Origin of the sequence: Nakamurella lactea DSM 19367 (assembly GCF_000426645.1) — a bacterium.
GTDB lineage: Bacteria > Actinomycetota > Actinomycetes > Mycobacteriales > Nakamurellaceae > Nakamurella > Nakamurella lactea.
The window spans coordinates 131,063-151,338 of record NZ_AUFT01000019.1 but is presented as its reverse complement, the minus strand read 5'-3'; the positions used below and the strand labels follow the sequence as shown (position 1 = coordinate 151,338).

Here is a 20,276-nt window from a genome sequence, read left to right as displayed (position 1 = left end):
CAGCAGCGCCGCCGGGCAGGCCGGCGCCGACCTGCCCGACTCACCTACCCTCCCCGACTCGCGAAGTGACATTCCTTCGTCGGCGGCGTCTGTACGGATGAGAGCATGCTGCAGATGGGGAGGCGATGTGGACGGCACTGAGGTGACGGCCGATGCGCGAGTCGCCGATCCTCCGACGCCCGCATCACTGCACGCCGAGCACTATCGGGATCTGGTACGGATGGCCGCCCTGATCACCGACAGCCGCACGGCGGCCGAGGACATCGTGCAGGACGCCTTCGCCGAGGTGTTCGCGCGCTGGTCGACCATCGAACCGGACCGCGCCCTGCATTATCTGCGTCGTACCGTCGCCAACGGCGCCAAGTCTGCGTTGCGCCGACGCCGCGCGGACCGCCGACGGCTATACGTCCCCGTACCCGATGTCGCCCCGGCCGACGATGCGGCCCTCCGCGCGGTCGGCCACCAGGCGCTGCTGACCGCCATCGGCGGGTTACCGGCCCGGCAGCGCGAGGTATTGGTGCTGCGCTACTTCTCCGGCCTGTCCATCGCTGAAACCGCTGCGGCGCTGGGTATTCGACCGAGCGCCGTGTCGACGTCTGCACACCGGGCAATGCGGACCCTGGCAGCCTTCGAGGAGGAACTGCGATGACGAACAAGTTGGAAGAGCGGATCGGCGCGGCGCTGAGAGCGGCTGCCGGGAACATCGATCCGACACCGCGACCGATGCCGCGGGCGACCGATGCCGTTCCGACGGGCCACCGGCGCCGCTGGGTCGCCCCGCTGGCCGCGGCAATCGCCGTCATCGCCGTGGTCGCCGGCGTCATCGCGCTGACCGCCGGCCGGGTCTCCCAACGGGAGATCGACCGCGCCGCAACGGTGACCGAATCGGGCGCGATCGCGGACGTCGGCGGGGTGCGGTTCCCGATTCCGGACGGCTGGTCGGTCGGCGTCGTCGGCGCGGATGCGCGGTCGGTCCGGGTGTGCATCGCCGCCGATCCGACGGCCGGCTGCAACGGCGTCAGCCTGACGATCGCCCTGCCCGGCGGCCCGGCGCTGGATGTCCGACCGCTCGGCGACTGTGCGGACGACACCCCCGATTATCTGATTCATGCCGATGACGGCGAAGCACTCGGCGGTCGGGGTGGCGTGCACTACTACCAGTGGTGCGGAAAATCAGGCCCGGTCAGTCATCAGTGGGTGCTGCTGGACTTCGGCCTGCAGATCATCACCCCGGCCGGCAAGTACGAGCAGCAGGGCCGGCAGATCGCCGACGGTCTCGATCTGTCACGCTGGCCGCGGTCACCCGGCGAGCAGCAGGTGCATTGGACGATGGGTACCCGCGCCGACGGCAGCACCGCGGCCGACGTGGTGACCACGAACGGCCGGATCTCGGTCTACGGCGCCAGCTTCCCGATCCCCGAAGGCTGGAGCAGCCTCGACATCTCCGACAGCGACACCGTGCGGACCATCTGCCTGGCTCTGACCCCGACCATCACCTGCGGTGGACTGACGGTGCGACTGGCCGCCCCGGGCGCTCCCCCGCTGACGGCGATCATGCCGGTGGACGACTGCCCGTCGAGCCCGAAGGTACCCGTGCTGGACGAGACGTTCTCGACGATGGGCGGCCGGCCGGCACAGCACATCATCGGCACCTGCGGCGCGAAGTCCGGGCCGGCGGAACACCTCTGGGAACTCACCGACCGGTCGCTGCAGATCAGCACACCACGCGGGGAGTACGCCGAGCAGGGCGCAGCGGTCGCCGCCGGGGTTGATCTCGACCACTGGCAGCGGACACCTGGCACCCTGACCGCTGGGGTGTCCGCCGGATCGGCAGCAGTCACCAGCGGCACCCGCTGACCCTGCGGGCTGCGTCAGCCCAGGTCGTCGCGCAGCAGATCCATCAGAAGCCCGTCGTGCCAACCATTCCCGTCCACGTCCCGCTCGTATTGACGCATGACGCCGACCGGCCGGAAGCCAACCGCGGTATAACAAGCGACCGCAGCTGCGTTGGCGGACGACGGATCGATCACCAGCCGGTGGTGACCACGCTCGGCAAACAGGAACTCGGCCAGGGCGCGTACGGCCGCCCGCCCGACACCGCGACCGTGGACGGCAGGGTCGAGGAACAGATCGACGCCCGCGTGGCGGTACTCGGGCACGTTCATCTCGGCGAACTGGATGAGCCCCACTACATCGGGTTCGCCCACTCCTTCACGCGGCGGGTCCAGGACCACGGTGTATCGCACCGTGTCGGGTTCGGACGGATCGTCGGCCGGCCAGCCGTCCGGCTGGTCCGGTTCGTCCCAGAACCGCCGGACCTCATCGGCCGCCAGGATGTCCAGCAGCCGCGCCCGGTGCTCGAGGGCGGCCGGCACCAGCCGGATGCCGTCACCGGTCAGCACCGGCATCGGCCCGCCGTCGGCCACCTCGCCTTCGAACAGCATGAGGGCAAGCGTACGGCCTACGGACGTAGCGGGGTTGTCCCGCCGACAGGCGTAGCGGGGTTGTCCCGCCGACAGGCGTAGCGGGGTTGTCCCGGCGGGACAACCCCGCTACGCCCGACCGGGATCAGTTGCCATGTGGACTTGACCCTGACGTAACGTCAGGGGGCAGCCTTGATTCCGGCGCCGAGAATCGACGCCGGGCAGGAAAGGAACTACAGGTGACGACGACCGAGTACACCGTCGGCAAGGTGGCCGAACTCGCCGGCGTGACGGTGCGGACACTGCATCACTACGAGCAGATCGGCCTGCTCGAGCCGGAGCAGCGCAGTCCGTCCGGCTACCGGCAGTACTCGCCGGCCGATCTCGATCGGCTGCACCACATCCTGTACTACCGCGAGCTCGGGCTCGCCCTGCCCGACATCGCCACGATCCTGGACGACCCGAATACCGATTCGGGCAGTCATCTGCGCCGGCACCGGGAGCTGCTGCAGCAGCGTCACGACCGGCTCGGCAACATGATCGCGGCAATCGACAAGGAACTGGAGGCATACACCATGGGAACCGACCTGACACCGGAAGAGAAGCTGGAGATCTTCGGCCCCGATTACGACCCGTCCTGGGAACAGGAGGCGCAAGAGCGTTGGGGCGACACGGACGCCTGGAAGGTGTCGGCGCAGCGAACTCCGACGTTCAGCAAGGACCAGTGGAAGAAGATCAAGGCTGACGGCGATGCGCTGATGGCCAAGTTCGGTGACGCGAAGCGCCGCGGCGTGGCACCGGACAGCGACGAGGCAATGGCGTTGGCCGAGGAGCACCGGCACAGCATCGAGGTCTTCTACCCCTGCTCGCACGCCCAGCAACGCGGGCTGGCCGACATGTACCTGGCCGACGAGCGGTTCAGTAAGACCTACGACGATGTCGAACCTGGTCTGGCGCAATGGGTCCACGACGCCGTTTATGCGAACGCGGATCGGGTCGGGGCACCGCAGAACAGCGCGGCGGCCTGGCAGCGTGACGACAGCTGAGCCGTCATCGCCCCGCGCAATCGTGGCCCGTCGGATCCGTCTCCCCGTCTGTGGGGAGCCGGTCCGGCGGGCCACGGTTCGCTCCGGCCGGCGGCATCGCGGAGACGCCGGAGGCCGGATCGCCGGGCGCGCGTCGACAGCGCACCCATCAAAGTTTCAACTCGCGGATCGGCTGCGGGCCACCAGCTTCAGCGCCAGCACCGGACAGGCGGCGGCCGCCGCCCTGGCCCGGCGCAGCAGGCGCACCGGGATCGGACCGGCGGCCAGCAGCGGGTACCCCCACTCGTCCAGCACAATCCCTTCCGGCAGTTCTTCGGCGCACAGCCCGAAGGCCCGGCAGTCGATCGGATTCCATTGCAGGGTCAGGTCAGTCGCTGTGCGAGCCATCAGGAGCCCCCCAACGACAGCACCGGGCGGGCACCGCAGGGTCCGCCGCGCAGGTGCGCATCCAAGTGCCCTCGCAACGGGCCGGACAACGCGGCCAACGCGCTCCCCGCCAGCGCGACCGCACCGTCCGGATGAGCGCAGCCTCCGCGACCGTCGATCACCGGCAGCCGGCGCCGCAGCCGCTCCGGCGCGGCGGGGTCACCGGCAACCAGCGCAGCTAGGTCGGCGGCGATCGCCGGCAGCCCGAACATGCACGGCCCGCAGCGGCCCGCGCTCTCCCGCGCCAGATAGCCGAGGATCCCGGCCGTTTCGACCAGCAGGCATCCGTCACCGAGCACCACGATCGACCCGACGCCCCGGGAGAGGCCCGCCGCCTGCAGAGCCGCTCCGCTGAATGCGGTGCGTCCCAACCGCTCCACCTCCACCCAGCGGCCGGCCAACCCGCCGACCAGGGCCCAGCCGCTGCCCGGTGCACCGGCGGCCAGCAACGGAATGCCGATGGCCGTCCCGGTCGGAATCTCATAGGTTCCCGGCCTGGCGACCCGACCGCTGACGCTGAGCACCGCGGTGCCGGGCTCGCCTGGATCACCGACCGTGGCGAACCCGGCCGGTCCGAGCATCGCGAGCACCGCGAGTTGGGCCGACGTCTCCGCATTCAGCACCATGGTCGGAGCGCCGTCGACTCCCCGCTCCCAGATCGGCGCGAGCCGGCCCAGCGGCCGGGCACCGCCACCGGAGGCCAGCGACACCAACGAACTCGCCTCCGACGCGACCAGTCGCGGCGGTACCGACAGCACCTCGCACCGACCCGCTTCCGGCCGCTGGGCGACGGCTGCGCCGACCCGGCCCGCCGTCGCGCTGCCGGCTCGGCAGGCGATGATCAGCCGGCGCGCCCGCGCCGCTCCGGCCAGCGCCAGCACGCCGTCGAGCACCAGGTGCGGCGACCGGTGGGCCAACGCCTCGTCCTTGACTGCGGTTGGATCTCCTTCGCACCAGTTCACGATCAGTACCGGCGGTCTCCCGGCGTCCGCCAGCGCGGAGAGCTTGCGGGACACCGGGAATCCCGCACCGCCCCGGCCGACCAGCGACACCGCCGAGGTAGCGGCGATCAGCGCCGCGAGCGACGGGGTCGGCAGCGGGCCGTACCTGGCGCGGTGCCCGGAATAGCCCGGCGCCGGAGAAGACGGCAGCAACCGGCCGTCCCGCCAGGCGTCGTCACCGGGCACGGCCCGGCCCATGGTCCCTGCCGGTCCGCGATCGGTCATCGGCGACGCTGCGTACGCGGTCACCGGACGTTCCCGGCCAGGTGACGGAGGTCGCCGGCCCGGCGGGCAAGGGCATCCGGGTGCTGATCACGCCGACGCCAGCGCAAAGCTGCCGCGACGACGGCGACCACATTGGCCGCGACCACCAGCTGCATCCACAGCGATGCCATGTCGCCACCGGCGGTGAACGCGGTGTGCAGCACGGCCAGTGGCCACATCGCATATGCGGTCAGGTGAATGCCGCGCCAGACCGGCCGCGGGATCCGGCTCCGCAACAGACTGCTCACGCCCACCGCCAGCAGCAGATCCACCGCCACCGCGCCGAAACCGATCCACAGCGGCGAGTAGTCCGCGCCGAACGGCACGAACACATCCAGCAGATTCAGCCCGACATAGCCGTCGACCAATGCCGAGGCGATGTGAACGACCAGGAAAACCAGTGCTACCAAAGACATCTCACGATGCAGTCGGTGCACCCCAGCTCTCGACAGTCCGAACCTCGACGGTCCGAACCTCGACGGGGCGGCCGGGGCCGGTGCAACTCCTGATGTTGCTGCTGCTGGTGAGCCGGCTCGGCCGGAGGTCGCCATTCCGAGCACCATGACGGCGGTCAACAACACCAACGACACCACGCCGGTCGCTCGGCTGACGTACCACAACACCTGCGCGTCCATCAGGCCACCGCCGCAGCGTCGGCCGGCCAGCCGGCCAGGTACTTCACGGTGCCGCTCTCGCCGACCAGTCTGGCCGCGATCCCCCTGGCGTCGAGCCAGTCGGCGGCCTCCCGGCCGAGCACGATCGCCGCGGTGGTAGCCGCGTTCGCGTCCACCGCCGAATCGGCAACGGCGGATGCGGTGCGCCAGAACGGCTCCGGGTTGTCGCCGGTTCGCGGGTCGACGATGTGATGCCGGACGCCCGAGGTGGTCCGCCAGCGGCGCACGCTGGTCGACGAGGTGGCTAGGGCGCCACGCCGGATCGTCACCACCGGGTTGCCCTGCTCGGCGGTGCGGTGGTCATCGCCCACCGCGACCCGCCAGCCGCCGGCCGGCGGCTGCCCGGCGACTGCGACGTCACCCCCGATACTCACCAGCACTCCGCAGCCGACCGCGGCGTGGATCTGCCCGGCCGCGTGGTCGGCCGCCCAGGCCTTCGCGGTCGCGCCGAGGTCGAGGCCGACGCCGCGCGGGACCAGCAGCCGCCGGCTGACCGGATCGTGGCGCGCGCCGCCGATCCCCGGGCTGGGCCGCGGGCCGGTGGCGGGGATGGTCAGTCCGATGTCGCGGTTGCGCAGGTCGCCGATGGTCCGGTCGTAGCCGACCCCGATCACCGCCGCCGCCACCGTCGGATCGACCAGGCCGCCGGTGATCCTGGCGGCCCGCAGTGCTGCGGCGACCAGTTCGTTCAATGTCGCCGACAGGGTCACCTCGCTGCCGGCGCAGCGATTGACCATGGCGATCTCGGAGTCGCGACGGAATCTGCTGGCCGCGTACTCCACGTCGAGCAGTTCGAGGTCCAACAGCCTGCCGGCGGCGCTGAGCATCTCGGGGTCGGTAACCACGACGGTGGCCGTGGTCGACCAGATCTCCCGATCGCTGCGGGCGGTGCCGCCGGACGGCAGCGCCGGGCCGACCGCGGTCATCACGATCCGCCCGATCCGGCGTGCGAGTTGCCCTGGCCACCGGCCTGTGGCGCCTGGGTGACGACGATCGAGTCGTCACCGGCCCCGGTCTGGTCCGACGAACTACCCGGGTCTGACGAGCTGCCAGCGCCGTCTGAGGTCACCGCGCCGTTCGACATGAGGGAGCCGTCCGGGGTGGCTGTGCCGGTCGAGGTGGCGGGGGCGGCCTGGCCGGCAAGGGCGGCAGTCAGGGCCGCTGCGGCGACGACTGCGGCGGCGCCGGTGCCGATGGTCAGCGATCGGACCCGCCGGACCATTCCGCTGCGCTCGGGATGAGGGTCGGTCGACATGGGATCTCGCTCTCGGGCTGACACCGGCTGGTCCGGATCGCTGACAGCGAGCGTCGGCCGACTACCTATGCCTTTGCTGTGTCCGGACGGTGTCGTCCGTGAGAGTTCATGGTCGGGCCCGGCGGTGGCCCCGATGGTCGCTGCCCGGAGTGTTCAACTCACGGTCACCGTGGGTTCGGTCGCTGATCCTGCGGACTGGGCCGATCCGTCGTAGCGTCCGGTCCTGCACGACCGCCCACCGTCGTCCGATCGGAAAGAGCTGGTTCAACGATGTCTGCTACCCCAGGCCGCGCCACCGCTACTGGCGTTCGAGACGGGAGGCGGCGATGGCTACCGATCCTGAGCAGCGCCGGCCTGGTTGCGGCCACCGTCATCGCCGCGAACCTGACCGCCGCCTCCGGCCCCGCCGCGGCAGCCGGACCGGCAGCACTCACCGCACCCGCGGCACCGGCCGCACCCGCGGAACTCGCCGCTCCCGCCGGACTCACGGCACCCGCCGCGGGCGTGACCAGTCCGACCGTGGTGATCGACCAGGACTTCGCGAAGCGGACCACCATCCCGGACGGCTGGACGCCGGTGGTCGGTGACTGGGCGGTGCAGGACGGGGCGCTGCGCCAGACCGCCACCGGCGACACTCCGATGTTGACCTTCGGCGGCCACCTGAACGACTTCCGGTTCGACGCCACCCTCACCTTCGATCACGCCGCCAACGCCGCCCGTTGGGTGGCGCTCGGCCTGGACGTCAATCCGGCCGGGGTCAAGCCGTGGTCGCAGGCAGCGGTCCGCAACGAGACCACCGCCGCCAACGGCCTCGAGCTCGCCAACATGCAGCCATCGGGCAGCTGGAACGTGGTGAGCGCGCACGCCGCTCCGACCTCCGTCGCCGACGGGAAACTGTTCCACCTGGCTGTCGAGGTGCACGGCACCAGCGCGACGTTGACCTTCGACGGGCAACAGATCATGACCACCAAGTCGTTGCAGCGCACCGCGGATGGTGTCTTCGGCCTCATCATGAACCGGGCGACGGCCTCGTTCCACCGGATCACGGTCACCGAACTGCCCGCACCGCCGATCGTGCCGATCGTGCAGCCGGGTCAACCAGGTCTGGTGGTCGGGCACCGCGGCAACCCCAAGGTCGCGCCTGAGGACACTCTGGTGTCCGAGGTGCAGGCGAACAAGTTGGGCGCCGATTTCATGGAACTCGATCTGGACATGACCAAGGACGGCGTCCCGGTGGTGATGCACGACAGCACCGTCAACCGCACCACCAACGGCACCGGAGCCATCCGCGACCTGACGCTGGCCCAGATCAAGGCGCTGGACGCCGGGTCGAAGTTCGATCCCGCCTACGCCGGGATCACCGTCCCGACGTTCGAGGAAATCCTCGCCTACGCCGCGTCGTCCGGCGGAAACGTGTTGCCGGAGCTCAAATCCGGCGGCAATTGGACCCGCGCCGACGTGCAGACCGTCATCGACCTCGTCCATCGGTACGGGATGACGAACCGCACCGCGTTCCAGTCGTTCTCGGCCGACCCGCTGAAGCTGGCGGGCGAGATCGACCCGACCATCCCACGTGCCTTCCTCGGGGTGCCGGCCGGCGACGTGGTGGAGTTCATGCAGCAGAACAACTTCCAGGTACTGCTGCCGAGCGCGGCCGCCGTCACCGGTAACCTGGTGCAGCAGCTGCACTCGGCCGGCATCCCATTGATGGCCTGGACCGTCGACAGCCCCGACGAATGGGCACGGCTCACCGCGCTCGGCGTCGACGGCATCATGTCGAACACCCCAGGCGAGCTGATGGGTTGGGTGGAGCGGTACCGCCAGCAGCTGGCACAAGGACCGGTGGTCACCCTGAGAAGCCCGGCAAACGGCGCCACCGTGTCCGGGACGGTGCAGGTGGCCATTGACCTGGCCGGCACCCAGCTGACGGCCTACAACCTGCGGATCGACAACTCGGGACTGGACTACGCCGCCAAGCCCGCAACCGGTCCGCGGACCTTCCCGTTGGACACCACCGGGCTGACGAACGGCGCCCACGACGTGCTGGTCACCGTCAGCGACGCCGCCGGCCACAAGGCCAGTGTCAGCGCCCGGATCACCGTGGACAACTGACAAGCCCCTGCGGGGGGCGGTGGGCTCAGGCGGGCGCCTTGTCGGCGACCGGAGCCTGCTTCTGCAGGGCGGCGAGCACGGCCGGATCCTGCAGCTGCATCCAGGCGATCACGTCGGAATAGGTGGTGCAGTAGGTGTCGGGCTTGCCGCAATATGCCTTCATGAACTTCAGCACGGCGGGGTTGAACGAATCCCCGTTCCAGCTGTTGAAGTGGTTGGCGATCAGCAGCGGCGCGCGGTTGCCGTGGTACGTCGCGTCGTACAGATGGGTGTAGGTCTGATAGACCTTCTCGCGCAGCGCGGGCGCGGTTTCCGGCTGGTTCTTCCCGCCGTTGAACTTGACCCACATGTTGTAGTCCATGTTCACCACCATGCCGCCGAAACCCGGTGAATAGACATACGGCATGTAGAACTCCCAGATGCCGTCCTTGTGCACCGGCCAGCTGACCCCCGAGGTCGGCCCGTTCATCGACGAATCGTAGCTGAAGTGGTGCTTCTTCCAGGCCGGCACCAGCTGGTCCCACTGGCCCTCGAGGCACGGCGTCCGGCCGCCCTTGATCGAGGACGCCGGTACCGTCAGCTTCGGCAGCTTCGCACCGGGATTGTTCGCCCGATAGTTCTTGTACAGCCCGAAGAACTCGTCCAGCTCGGTGTTCCAATCGGCCGTCGACCATGAGGCGCCGCTGGGTTCGGCACCGGCGCAGAAATGCCCGTTGTAGTGCGTCCCGATCTCGTGCCCGGCCGCGTACGCCGCGTTCAGGTCCTTGATCCGGGTGGCCACCTCCGCCGCGTCACCGCCGAAGCTGACCGATGCCTTTCCAGCCGAATGCCCCGGGCCGGTGTACTTCTGCTTGTTGTCTTCGGTCAACAGATAGATCCCGGTGAGGAATCCGTTGAATCGCGAGTCCGTCGGCTTGGCGGCGGCCATGAACTCCTGCCACTTGTCGTGGTCGCCAGCGCCGTCGAAGGAGAAAATGACGAACTGCGGCGCCTTCTGCCCCGGCTTGAGTTTCGTCATCGGGACGTTGGCGGCCGCCCGCGCCGGGGCCGCGTTGGTGGCCGCGGCCGTCCCCGGGCCGGGCTTCGTCACCCCCGGGGTACTACCGGAGGTGGTGCCGCCGGTGCCGGCCGCCGCTATCTCCGGCGGGTGGTTGCCGTGATACACCAGCACACCGGTGATCACCGCCAGCGCCAGCACGATTGCCAGCGTCACGTACCTGCGTGTCATTGCCCCTGCCCGATCCTGCCCTGCGGTGCCGGACGCACCGCTGTCCGCAGGGATCACGGTCGCACGGGTCGTCCCGCCGCGGCGGGACGCGCGCCGACCGGGACAACCACGCTACGGCGGGACAACCGCGCTACGGCGGGACAACCGCGCTACGGCCGAGTGGTGGTCAGGACGCCGGGCCGGCAGCCACCGGGGCCCTCTGTTGCAATTCCTTCAACACGGCCGGGTCCTGCAGCTCCATCCACTGGATCACGTCGGAATAGGTAGCGCAGTAGGTCTCCGGCTGCCCGCACTTGTCCTTCATGAACGCCAGCGCCGGCACGTTGAACGAATCGCCGTTCCAGGCGTTGAAGTGGTTGGCGATCAGCACCGGTGCCCGGTTGCCGTTGTAGGCCTGGTCGTACATGTAGTCGTAGGTCTGGGTGACGATGCTGCGCAGCTCGGGCGCCGTCTCCGGCTGCTCCTTGCCGCCGTTGAACTTGACCCAGAAGTTGTAGTCCATCGCCATCACCATGCCCTGGAATCCGGGCGAGTACACGTACGGCATCGGGAACTCCCAGATGCCCTCGCGCTGATCCGGCCAGGTGATGCCGGAGCCGAAGGTGAGCGAGGAGTCGTACGTCAGCCCGTGCTTCTTCCAGGCCGGCGCCATCTCCTTCAAAACACCCTCGAGGCAGGGGGTGCGGCCGCCCTTGATGTCGTCGGCGGTCACCTTGAGGTCCGGAACCTCGTCACCCCAGTTGTTGATCTTCTTGTAGTCGGTGACGAACTTCATGAACTGGTCGAGCTCGGAGTTCCAGGCCGCCGTGTCCCAGTCCTTGCCGGACGGCTCGGCGCCGGCGCAGAAGTGGCCGTTGTAGTGGGTGCCGATCTCGTGCCCGGCTGCGTAGGCCTTGTTCAGGTCCTCGATCTCGGTGACGATCTCTTCCTTCGTCCCGCCGAAGCTCACCGACGACTTCCCCGGGGAGTGGCCCGGCCCGGTGTAGGCCTGCTTGTTCGCCGTCTCCACCAGATAGATGCCGGTGAGGAACCCGACGAACCGCGAATCGGTCGGCTTCGCGGCGTCCATGAACAGGTTCCACTTCTCGTGCGACCCGGCGCCGTCGAAGGAGAAGATGATGAACTGCGGCGGCTTCTCGCCAGGCTTGAGTTTGCGCATCGGGATGTTCGATGCCGGGCGGCCGTCGGTCCCGCTGGTCGTCGTCGTCTTCGCCGTCTTCTTGGGCGGGGTCGTCGACGACGAGGCGCCCGGTTCGGCGGTTGTCGAGGTCGTCCTCGCCGGGCTCGAACCCGGGGCCGACGAGGCCGGCGAAGACCCGCCGCCCGAGGCGCTGCCGGGCACCGTGACCGACCCGGAGGAGACCGAGCCCGCGGGATCCTCGCCGGTGGGATCGGACACCACCGTGACCGTGACCACATCGGCGTCATCCGTGGTGTCGCCGGCCGAACAGCCGGTCAATACCACCCCCACCGCAGCAGCCATTGCCGGGATCAATCTTCTGGCCCGCATTCGCGCTCTCCCCTTGGTGTGGGTCATCGGTCGGTCTCGGTCTCTGCCAGGGTCTCACAGCCTGAGCTGCGCGTCCGGTGTGTCGAGCACCCGGTGAGGGCAAGTTCACGCTCCCCCCGCTTGGCCCCGGAGCGGCCTCTGACAGTAGGGTCGCAGTACCGACCGACGCCGTCGTCGCTGGCCGACCGAGCCCGCACGCGCGTCGTCCTGGGGAGCCCGGAACGACATCCGGATGCGTCCCACCGGGTGCGAACGAAAGGCGATGAACGCTCATGACCGAGGCCGTTTCCTCCTCCACCGATACCAGCAGTGCAAACTCCGACGGCCCCGCAACGGGTGGTGCGACCCTGAGCTACCGCGGCAAGACGCTCGATCTGGGGGCAGTACCGGCGACCGAGGGCGCGGGCGGGGTGGAGATCTCCAAGCTGCTCAGCACCCTGGGGATCGTGACCCTCGACCCCGGCTACACCAACACCGGATCGACCACCTCCGCGATCACCTACATCGACGGCGACGCCGGGATCCTGCGCTACCGCGGATACCCGATCGATCAGCTGGCCCAGAAGAGCAGCTTCCTTGAGGTCAGCTACCTGCTGATCAACGGCGAACTGCCCAGCAAGTCCGAGCTGGACGAGTTCACCGCCAAGATCAGCCGGCACACCATGCTGCACGAGGACCTGAAGCGGTTCTTCGACGGCTTCCCGCGGGACGCACACCCGATGCCGGTGCTGAGCTCGGCGGTGTCGGCGCTGTCGACCTTCTACCAGGACTCGCTGGACCCGTTCAACGCCGAGCAGGTGGAACTGTCCACCATCCGGCTGCTGGCCAAGCTGCCGACGATCGCCGCCTACGCCTACAAGAAGTCGGTCGGCCAGCCGCTGCTGTACCCGGACAACTCGTTCGGCCTGGTGGACAACTTCCTGCGAATGTCCTTCGGCATGCCGGCCGAGCCGTACGACCTGGATCCGAAGCTGGCCAAGGCCCTTGACCTGTTGTTCATCCTGCACGCCGACCACGAGCAGAACTGCTCCACCTCGACGGTGCGGCTGGTCGGCTCGGCGCACACCAACCTGTTCGCCTCGGTGTCGGCCGGTATCCACGCGCTGGCCGGGCCGCTGCACGGCGGCGCCAACTCGGCGGTGCTGGAGATGTTGGACTCGATCCTGGCCGACGGCGGCGACGTCGACGCGTTCGTCAAGCGGGTCAAGGCCAAGGAGCCGGGCGTCAAGCTGATGGGCTTCGGCCACCGGGTCTACAAGAACTACGACCCGCGGGCCGCCATCGTCAAGGCCACCGCCGACGAGATTCTGGAGGACCTCGGGTCCGACGATCCGCGGCTGGACCTGGCCAAGCAGCTGGAGCAGGTGGCGCTGAGCGACGAGTACTTCATCGAGCGCAAGCTGTACCCGAACGTCGACTTCTACACCGGCTTGATCTACAAGGCGATGGGTTTCCCGGTCCGGATGTTCACCGTGCTGTTCGCCATCGGCCGGCTGCCCGGCTGGATCGCCCAGTGGCAGGAGATGATCAACGACCCGGCCACCAAGATCGGCCGTCCGCGGCAGGTCTACACCGGCGAGTTGGAGCGCGACTACCGGGGCATCGACGAGCGCTGACGCCTTCCGTGGGTTCGCGGGTCGGGCCGTCGCGATGACGACGCTGCCGACGCTGGCGGTGACCGGGTCGACCGGTGCGCTGGGTGGCCGGGTGGCCAGGGAGCTGGCCGGCCGTGGTCTCCCCCAGCGCCTGCTCGCCCGGACGCCCGGCCGGGCACCCGAGTTGTCCGGGGCGGTGGCGGTGCCGTTCTCCTACGCAGACCGGACCGCTGCCGAGGCAGCGTTGGCCGGCGTGCGGGTGTTGTTCATGGTGTCGGCGACCGAATCTGCCGACCGCGTCGGGCAGCACCGCGCGTTCGTGGACGCGGCCGCGGCGGCCGGCGTGCGCCACCTGGTGTACACCTCGTTCGTCGGCGCGGCCCCGGACTGCACGTTCACCTTCGGCCGCGATCACTACGCCACCGAGCAGCACATCCGGGCGTCCGGAATGGCCTTCACCTTCCTGCGGGACAACTTCTACCAGGACATACTGCCCGGGTTCGTCGGTGACGACGGAGTGCTGCGCGGTCCGGCCGGTGACGGTCGGGTGGCCGCCGTCGCGCGCGACGATGTCGCCCGCGTTGCCGCTGCTGTGCTGTCCGATCCGGAACGGCACCGGGACGCGACCTACGACCTCACCGGGCCGCAGGCGCTGACCATGACGGAGGTCGCCACCATCATCGGCCAGGCGACCGGTCGGGACGTCCGCTACCACGACGAGACGATCGACGAGGCGTACGAGTCCAGGCGCCGCTGGCCGGCCGAGGACTGGCAGTACGACGGCTGGGTCTCGACCTACACCGCGATCGCCGCCGGCGAGCTTGCCGGGGTCAGCGACGACGTGCAGCGGCTCACCGGACGGGCACCGATGGGGCTGACGGAGCTGCTGGCGGGCTGACAGATCCGTCGACCTGCAGGATCTCCACCCGGTTGCCGTTGCCGTCGGCGGTATGAAAGCGGCAGTAACCGGGGAACCGGCCATCCCAGGTCACCGGGAAGCCGGCCGCCGAGCAGTCGGCAGCCACCGCGTCGACGTCGTCGACCAGGAACGCCGGATGCGCCTTGCCGGCCGGAGCGAAGTCGGGCTCGACACCGACGTGTAGCTCGATCGTCAGCCCGGCCCGTTCGGCGCGGAACCAGCAGCCGCCGCCAGCGGCCAATTCCGGCGGCTTGGCTACCTCGGGCAGGCCGAGCACGCCGCCGTAGAAGGCCCGCGCCGCATCCTCCCCGCCGTTCGGGCACGACACCTGAACATGGTGCAACATCAGCACTTCGGCCACCGTCAGCCCTGTTTGTGCGCGACGAAGAACACCCGCCGGAACGGCAGCAGCACGCCGCCCGGCCGGTCCGGATAGGCCGCCCGGAGCCGCTCCTTGAACTCCTGCGCGAACTGGTTCCGCAACTGTCCCGGCAGGGTCTGCAACACCGGCCGCGCGCTGGTCGCCGACACCCAGGTGAACACCGGGTCCGGCCCGGTGAGCTGGTGCAGATAGGTGGTCTCCCAGGCATCGACCGCCGCGCCCAGCGCCGTCAGCTTCTCCAGATAGACCTGCGGATCGTGCGAGCCCGGCCGGTCGATGCCGGCCAGATACTCCCGGTACGCCGGCTCCGATTCCAGCTCGCGACGCAGCACATGGCTCGGCTCGTCGAAGTTCCCCGGTACCTGGACGGCGAACCATCCGCCGGGCGCGACCTGCTGGTACAGCCCGGGCAGCAGCTCCAGATGATCCGGCAGCCACTGCAGGGTGGCGTTGGAGACCAGCACGTCGACCGGCGCCGCCGGCCGCCAGGTCCGCACGTCCCCGACCCGGAAGACAACCCCGGGAGTGACGGCCCCCTCGGCTCGCGCGATCATCTCCGGCGAGGCATCGACGCCGACCACGTCGGCCCCCGGCCAGCGCCGGGCCAGTAGCGCCGTCAGATTCCCGGGTCCACAGCCGAGATCGACCACCGACGCCGGCGCGGTGGCACCGATCCGGGAGATCAGATCGACAAACGGGCGGCCGCGCTCGTCCGCGAAGGTCAGGTACCGATCGGGATCCCAGCGGTTCTCGGGCATCGCGCCTCCATTATCTCGACGTCAAGATAACACTGCCCCCATAACTATCTCGATGTCAAGAATCTTGACTCCCCCCACACGCGACTACGCTCAGCCTCATGACGGACGAGGTCGATCGGCTGGTGGCCGACTGGCACCGCGAACGCGGTGATCTCGACCTGTCCGCTGTCGAGGTGTTCAGCCGGGTCGGCCGACTCGCCCGCCACCTGGATCTGGCCCGCCGCAAGGCTTTCAGTGCACACGGCATCGAGCCCTGGGAGTTCGACGTGTTGGCCGCGCTGCGTCGTTCCGGCGAGCCCTACCGGCTCTCCCCCGGGCAGCTGCTGCGGGAGACCATGGTGACCAGCGGAACCATGACCAACCGGATCGACCGACTTGCCGAGCGGGGCATGGTCCGCCGGCTACCGGACCCGGCAGACCGGCGAGGCGTGCAGGTGCAGCTCAGTGCCACCGGCCGGCGGGCCGTCGACGCCGCTTTCGAGGGCCTGCTGGCCTCCGAGCACCAGCTGTTGTCCGGCTTGTCCGGGCGGGATCGAACGACGCTGGCCGGACTGCTCCGCACCCTGATGGCGCCGTTCGACAGCCCCGCCGACTGACCGACCGGCGCTTATCAACTTCTCACGCGCTTGCGAAATCGACTACTTCCGTCACTCCCGTCCCAAATCGGCCAGGATGACAAGCGGATGCGAAGTTGAGAAGCGCCGTCAGGCGGGGTGCGGCGAAATCCCCCACGAGGCGGACCAGCTTTCGCCGGGCCGGACCGTCAGCACATCGCGGCCGGTATTGAAAGCGTTGGCACCACAGGTCATCGGCTCGATCGCGACGGCCGGCCGCGGGTTCGCCGGGTCGGCCGGGAAGTCCTGCGGGGTGTACAGCTGCACCCAGGAGAAGTCCGGGTCGGTCCACACGGTCACGCCGCGCCCGTCGGGTGCCGCCAGCCGGTGCTCGAACCGGCCGTCGACCAGCTCCAGGTCGGTCAGCGCGATGTCGGCCCGGACCTCGCCGAGCAGCTTGCCCGCCCGCAGATCGGGGCCGTGCTCGCCGACCGGGGCCAGTCCCTGCGGGATCCAGCGGTCGTCGATCGGCGCCTGGGTGCGGGCGCTCACCGTGAGGGTGAGGTCGGCGATCGGGGTGTCGCCGACCCGCAGATACGGATGCGCGCCGATGCCGAACGGCGCCGTTTCGGCGCCCCTGTTGGTCACCGTGTGGGTGACCCGGAGGCCGGCACCGGTCAGTTCGTAGCGAACGGCGGTGTCAAGGTTGAACGGGTAGCCGTGCTGGGGATAGACCGGCGCCGCCAGCGTGACGCTCGATGCCGACCGCTCGACCGCGGCATACGGGGTGTTCCGCAGCAACCCGTGGATCGCGCAATACCGGCCCGGCTCGGTGATGTCCAGCTGCTGGGCCGACCCATCCGGCGCGGTCCACTTCCCGTCCTCGACCCGGTTGGGCCACGGCGCCAGCACGATGCCCGCGCCCATCGGCGGCAGTGCGTCGTCGGCCCAGGTCTCGGTGTAGTGCACGCCGTCGACGCTGAACTCCCGCAACACCGCGGCGACCTGGCCGATCACCGCCCGGGCACCTCCGCTGCTCAGCACGAACTGCTCGCCGCTGGCCGGCCGCGCTGCCTCCACGCTGCCGTCAGCTCCGGTGCCGTCAGCCCCGTTGTTGTTCGTCATCCCCGTCTCCCTCAGCGCGCGATGGCGGAGAAATGCGACAGTGCGCGGCCGAACTGCAGCAGCCGCTGCATCTGTGCCAGCCCGCCGTCGCTGACCGACTTGGAGAACCGGTAGGTCTCGACGAACTGGGTGGTCCGGGTCTCGGTGCCCTCGGCGAGATCGGACACCGACCGCTCCGGGGTCTGCGTCGACAGGTAGAGCATCACCGCGTTGAGCGTGCGCGCGCCGTTGGATTCGGTGCGGAACCGGGTGCGCAACCCCTGGTCGACGATCGCGGCCAGCGGAATCGTCCGGACCGAAGACGAGAACATCAGCTGCTCGGGCCGCTCCTCGTCCGTCTCGTCGTCGCCGTGCCACAGAATCAGCCGGCGACCGTCGGTGACGGCCACCTCCTGCCACAGCGACTCGCCCCACGGCTGCGGCGAAGCGACCCGCTCCAGGCTGAACGCCTGGACCTGGCCGAGATCGATGACACCCGAGAGCGACTCCAGCGCCACGTCGGCGTCCCGGATGTAGGCCCGGGCGCCGTCCTCGAGCCGTTGGTAGGGCGCCCAGTCCTCGGGGGTGTGCGAGGTCGTCATCGCGGGTTCTCCTTCTCGATTCGCGCGGATTCTCGATTCGCGCTCACGCGGTTGCGGCGATGCCGTGTCGGCACCGCAGATCAGCTTGCAGTATTGCTGCCCGGCTCGCCGCCCGGCCACCCGCGGGCACGGTTCCGCCCTCGGCGCAATCGCCGAGGGCGGCTTCCGAACCGCAGGACCGACGAACCCCCGGGCTGACGAACGACGGGGCTGACGAACGACAGGGCTGACGACCGACAGGGCTGACGACCGACAGTTGTCAGGCGAGCCGCTTGACCCGCGACCAGGACTGGGTGTTGGCGCTCATCGCCATCCCGATCGCGATGGCCGGCAGGATCGCATAGATCAACGGCCAGATGATCGCCTGACCGAAGGTGGCGTCGTAGCTCATCGAGAAGATCAGCCAGATCACGCTCAGTACCAACGAGGCCGCACAGCCGGCGATCAACAGGGTCAGATTGCCGCCGAACGACTTGGCGCCGCCGATGATGAGCAGCGCCGCGCACACCAGGCCGAGCACGGCCAGGATGGTCAGCCAGGTGCCGGCGTTGTCGGTGGCGTCGTTCAGGTCGTTGTCCAGCACGATCGATCCGCCGGCCAGCGCGGCGATGGCACCGATCACCACCAGGCCGCCCTGGATGAAGGTCAGTACTGCGCCCGCGGTCACCGAACCCGGCCTGGCCGGCGCGGCGGGGGCTCCGTAGCCCTGCTGCGGGTATCCCGGCTGGCCGTAGGCCGGCTGCTGATACCCGCCGTAGGCCGGCTGCGCCGGCCCGCCCTGTTGGTAGCCACCCTGCTGGTAACCGGCCTGTGGGTAGCCGCCCTGTGGGTAACCGGCCTGCTGGTTGTCGGCCGCCTGCCCGTAACCGGGCTGATGCTGCCCGTAGTCGGGTTGCTGCCCGTACTGCTGGCCGCCGGTCGAGTCGGCGGGTTCGGACCCGGATGACGGATCCCACGGCTGGCTCATCGAACAGTCCTCCTAGACGTTCCGGCGACGAGCGCCCGGACCCGTGTCCGGGGCGCCTTTCTATTGCAGTGTTCTGGCAGGGATTGTGCCCGACGTCGGCACCGCGTGGTGAACGAAAGGCAAAAGCAGCGCCGTCAGCTGCCGGGTTGCGAGCGGCCGGTCCGGGTGTCGTAGCGCCACAGCACCGGCTGCACCACCACCGCGATCACCGTGCAGACGATCACCAGCAGCCCGCCGACGGTCACCGCGGTACCGGTCGAGGTGGCATCGGCCGCCAGCCCGTGCACGAAATCGGCCACCCGCGGGCCGCCGGCCACCACCACCGTGAACACTCCCTGCATCCGACCGCGCATCCGGTCCTCGATGGCGGTCTGCAGGATGGTCGAGCGGAAGGTCGCGCTCACCATGTCGGCCCACCCGCCGACCGCCAGCCAACCGACGGCCAGCCAGATGACGCTGGTGGTGCCGAGCATCGCCATGGTCGCACCCCACAGGCAGATGGCCAGCACGATCGCCACCCCGTGCCGGTGGACCTTGCCGAGCCAGCCACTGGTGAGCCCGCCGACCAGCACCCCGATCGCCATCGCGGCATTCAGTAGGCCGAGTTGCGGCCCGCCGCCGATCGGTCCGCCGAAGGTCTGCTCGGCCATCTGCGGGAACAGCGCCCGCGGCATGCCGAAGACCATCGCGATGATGTCGACGACGAAAGTCATCAGGATCAGCGGCTGGGTGCGCAGGAATCGCAGGCCCTCCAGCACCTTCGCCCGCTCCCTGATCTCACCCAGCGGCGGGATCGGCGGTAGCCGGAACACCGGGTAGAGCATCGCGACCATCGCCACCGCTTCGCAGAAATACAGCCAGGGCAGCCCGGTGATCGGGATCATCAGCCCGGCCAGCAGCGGCCCGGCCAGCACTCCGAACCCGAACACGGTGAAACCGAGGGCGTTCGCCGACGGCACCAGGTCGATCGGCACGATCCGCGGGATGATCGCCGATCTGGTCGGCTGGTTGACGGCGAAGAACCCCTGCTGCACGGCCAGCAGCACCATGATCAGTACCACCGAGTGCAGGTCGAACATCGCCTGCAGCCAGAGGCCGGCGGCGCTGACCGCCATCCCGGTGGAGGTGATCATCAGCAGCTTGCGCCGGTCATGGGTGTCGGCGATGGCGCCGCCCAGCAGGCCGAAGATGATCAACGGCACCAGCGCCACCAGAGAGGCCAGCCCGACGTAACCGCTGCTACCGGTGATGTCGTAGATCTGTTGCTGCACAGCAACTGTGCTCAGCTGGGAGCCGATGGCTGCGACGATGCCGCCGAGGAACAGCCGACGGAACGCCGGGTAGGTCAGGGGGCGCAGGTCAGGGCCGAACCGGTTTCGCCGCGGCGGCGTCGGTGGGGTCGGCGGCGATCCTGACGTCACTGGTGCCAGCATACGGCGGGCCCTGCGGCCGACTC

The 20,276-nt window shown here is 69.4% G+C and carries 21 protein-coding genes; 7 read left to right on the top strand and 14 right to left on the bottom strand.

Annotated features, from left to right (window positions below):
• The first annotated feature begins 97 nt into the window (after nucleotides 1-97).
• Together K340_RS31350 and K340_RS0118370 are read left to right on the top strand one after the other, a co-directional pair.
• Complete coding sequence (locus tag K340_RS31350) at nucleotides 98-649, top strand: RNA polymerase sigma factor (RefSeq protein WP_084614635.1); 552 nt, start codon at nucleotides 98-100, stop codon at nucleotides 647-649.
• Nucleotides 646-1,857 (top strand): hypothetical protein, encoded by a 1,212-nt coding sequence (locus tag K340_RS0118370; RefSeq protein WP_029137780.1) that lies wholly within the window; start codon nucleotides 646-648, stop codon nucleotides 1,855-1,857. Before K340_RS31350 ends, K340_RS0118370 begins: the two co-directional genes overlap by 4 nt.
• Before the next feature lie 14 nt (nucleotides 1,858-1,871).
• Here K340_RS0118370 and K340_RS0118365 read toward each other — a convergent pair whose 3' ends face one another.
• The gene (locus K340_RS0118365) at nucleotides 1,872-2,408 is read right to left on the bottom strand and encodes a GNAT family N-acetyltransferase (protein ID WP_029137779.1); all 537 of its coding nucleotides are present in this window, start codon (nucleotides 2,406-2,408) and stop codon (nucleotides 1,872-1,874) included.
• A 254-nt stretch (nucleotides 2,409-2,662) separates the two neighbouring features.
• On the opposite strand from K340_RS0118365, the gene K340_RS31345 reads away from it, so the two are divergent.
• Nucleotides 2,663-3,469 (top strand): MerR family transcriptional regulator, encoded by an 807-nt coding sequence (locus K340_RS31345; RefSeq protein WP_051266766.1) that lies wholly within the window; start codon nucleotides 2,663-2,665, stop codon nucleotides 3,467-3,469.
• A gap of 156 nt (nucleotides 3,470-3,625) precedes the next feature.
• On the opposite strand, the gene K340_RS0118355 is transcribed toward K340_RS31345, so the two are convergent.
• The 5 genes from K340_RS0118355 to K340_RS0118335 form a co-directional block, all read right to left on the bottom strand.
• Nucleotides 3,626-3,856, bottom strand: a complete 231-nt coding sequence (locus K340_RS0118355) for a ferredoxin (protein ID WP_051266764.1) — start codon at nucleotides 3,854-3,856, stop codon at nucleotides 3,626-3,628.
• The gene (locus K340_RS0118350; protein ID WP_051266761.1) at nucleotides 3,856-5,145 is read right to left on the bottom strand and encodes an NADH-ubiquinone oxidoreductase-F iron-sulfur binding region domain-containing protein; all 1,290 of its coding nucleotides are present in this window, start codon (nucleotides 5,143-5,145) and stop codon (nucleotides 3,856-3,858) included. Before K340_RS0118350 ends, K340_RS0118355 begins: the two co-directional genes overlap by 1 nt.
• Nucleotides 5,142-5,576, bottom strand: a complete 435-nt coding sequence (locus K340_RS0118345) for a ferric reductase (protein ID WP_407662240.1) — start codon at nucleotides 5,574-5,576, stop codon at nucleotides 5,142-5,144. The genes K340_RS0118350 and K340_RS0118345 overlap by 4 nt, the downstream gene beginning before the upstream one ends.
• 218 nt (nucleotides 5,577-5,794) lie before the next feature.
• The gene (locus tag K340_RS0118340) at nucleotides 5,795-6,760 is read right to left on the bottom strand and encodes an FAD:protein FMN transferase (RefSeq protein WP_084614634.1); all 966 of its coding nucleotides are present in this window, start codon (nucleotides 6,758-6,760) and stop codon (nucleotides 5,795-5,797) included.
• Entirely contained in the window at nucleotides 6,760-7,089 is a 330-nt protein-coding gene (locus tag K340_RS0118335; protein ID WP_154674345.1) for a hypothetical protein, read from the bottom strand. Before K340_RS0118335 ends, K340_RS0118340 begins: the two co-directional genes overlap by 1 nt.
• Nucleotides 7,090-7,359: 270 nt before the next feature.
• On the opposite strand from K340_RS0118335, the gene K340_RS31340 reads away from it, so the two are divergent.
• Nucleotides 7,360-9,201 carry a glycerophosphodiester phosphodiesterase gene (locus tag K340_RS31340; RefSeq protein WP_051266759.1) on the top strand — a complete coding sequence of 614 codons (1,842 nt, stop codon included), beginning with the start codon at nucleotides 7,360-7,362 and terminating at the stop codon, nucleotides 9,199-9,201.
• Between the two features lie 25 nt (nucleotides 9,202-9,226).
• Here the strand turns inward: K340_RS31340 and K340_RS0118325 are convergent, their stop codons facing one another.
• Both K340_RS0118325 and K340_RS0118320 read right to left on the bottom strand, forming a co-directional pair.
• Nucleotides 9,227-10,429 (bottom strand): polysaccharide deacetylase family protein, encoded by a 1,203-nt coding sequence (locus K340_RS0118325; protein ID WP_029137773.1) that lies wholly within the window; start codon nucleotides 10,427-10,429, stop codon nucleotides 9,227-9,229.
• Between the two features lie 166 nt (nucleotides 10,430-10,595).
• Nucleotides 10,596-11,939 carry a polysaccharide deacetylase family protein gene (locus tag K340_RS0118320; RefSeq protein ID WP_211229525.1) on the bottom strand — a complete coding sequence of 448 codons (1,344 nt, stop codon included), beginning with the start codon at nucleotides 11,937-11,939 and terminating at the stop codon, nucleotides 10,596-10,598.
• A 272-nt stretch (nucleotides 11,940-12,211) separates the two neighbouring features.
• Here K340_RS0118320 and K340_RS0118315 point away from each other — a divergent pair, with 272 nt between their 5' ends.
• Together K340_RS0118315 and K340_RS0118310 are read left to right on the top strand one after the other, a co-directional pair.
• Nucleotides 12,212-13,555: a citrate synthase gene (locus tag K340_RS0118315; protein WP_084614633.1), complete on the top strand. Its 1,344-nt coding sequence runs from the start codon at nucleotides 12,212-12,214 to the stop codon at nucleotides 13,553-13,555.
• 34 nt (nucleotides 13,556-13,589) lie between these two features.
• A complete protein-coding gene (locus K340_RS0118310) occupies nucleotides 13,590-14,432 on the top strand; it encodes an SDR family oxidoreductase (protein WP_029137770.1) in 843 nt (280 codons plus the stop codon).
• On the opposite strand, the gene K340_RS31335 is transcribed toward K340_RS0118310, so the two are convergent.
• Nucleotides 14,386-14,781 carry a VOC family protein gene (locus K340_RS31335; protein WP_245599619.1) on the bottom strand — a complete coding sequence of 132 codons (396 nt, stop codon included), beginning with the start codon at nucleotides 14,779-14,781 and terminating at the stop codon, nucleotides 14,386-14,388. The two genes, K340_RS0118310 and K340_RS31335, sit on opposite strands and share 47 nt — an antisense overlap.
• A 35-nt stretch (nucleotides 14,782-14,816) precedes the next feature.
• Complete coding sequence (locus tag K340_RS0118300) at nucleotides 14,817-15,593, bottom strand: trans-aconitate 2-methyltransferase (protein WP_029137769.1); 777 nt, start codon at nucleotides 15,591-15,593, stop codon at nucleotides 14,817-14,819.
• Nucleotides 15,594-15,691: 98 nt separating this feature from the next.
• On the opposite strand from K340_RS0118300, the gene K340_RS0118295 reads away from it, so the two are divergent.
• Complete coding sequence (locus tag K340_RS0118295; protein WP_029137768.1) at nucleotides 15,692-16,189, top strand: MarR family winged helix-turn-helix transcriptional regulator; 498 nt, start codon at nucleotides 15,692-15,694, stop codon at nucleotides 16,187-16,189.
• A 108-nt stretch (nucleotides 16,190-16,297) separates the two neighbouring features.
• Here the strand turns inward: K340_RS0118295 and K340_RS0118290 are convergent, their stop codons facing one another.
• The 4 genes from K340_RS0118290 to K340_RS31325 form a co-directional block, all read right to left on the bottom strand.
• Nucleotides 16,298-17,272, bottom strand: coding sequence for an aldose 1-epimerase family protein (locus K340_RS0118290; RefSeq protein ID WP_029137767.1), 975 nt, complete (start codon nucleotides 17,270-17,272; stop codon nucleotides 16,298-16,300).
• Nucleotides 17,273-17,283: 11 nt separating this feature from the next.
• Nucleotides 17,284-17,853, bottom strand: a complete 570-nt coding sequence (locus K340_RS0118285; protein WP_029137766.1) for a hypothetical protein — start codon at nucleotides 17,851-17,853, stop codon at nucleotides 17,284-17,286.
• Between the two features lie 259 nt (nucleotides 17,854-18,112).
• Entirely contained in the window at nucleotides 18,113-18,820 is a 708-nt protein-coding gene (locus K340_RS36735; RefSeq protein WP_051266757.1) for a hypothetical protein, read from the bottom strand.
• A 134-nt stretch (nucleotides 18,821-18,954) separates the two neighbouring features.
• Nucleotides 18,955-20,241: an MFS transporter gene (locus K340_RS31325; RefSeq protein WP_051266795.1), complete on the bottom strand. Its 1,287-nt coding sequence runs from the start codon at nucleotides 20,239-20,241 to the stop codon at nucleotides 18,955-18,957.
• Between the last annotated feature and the right edge of the window lie 35 nt (nucleotides 20,242-20,276).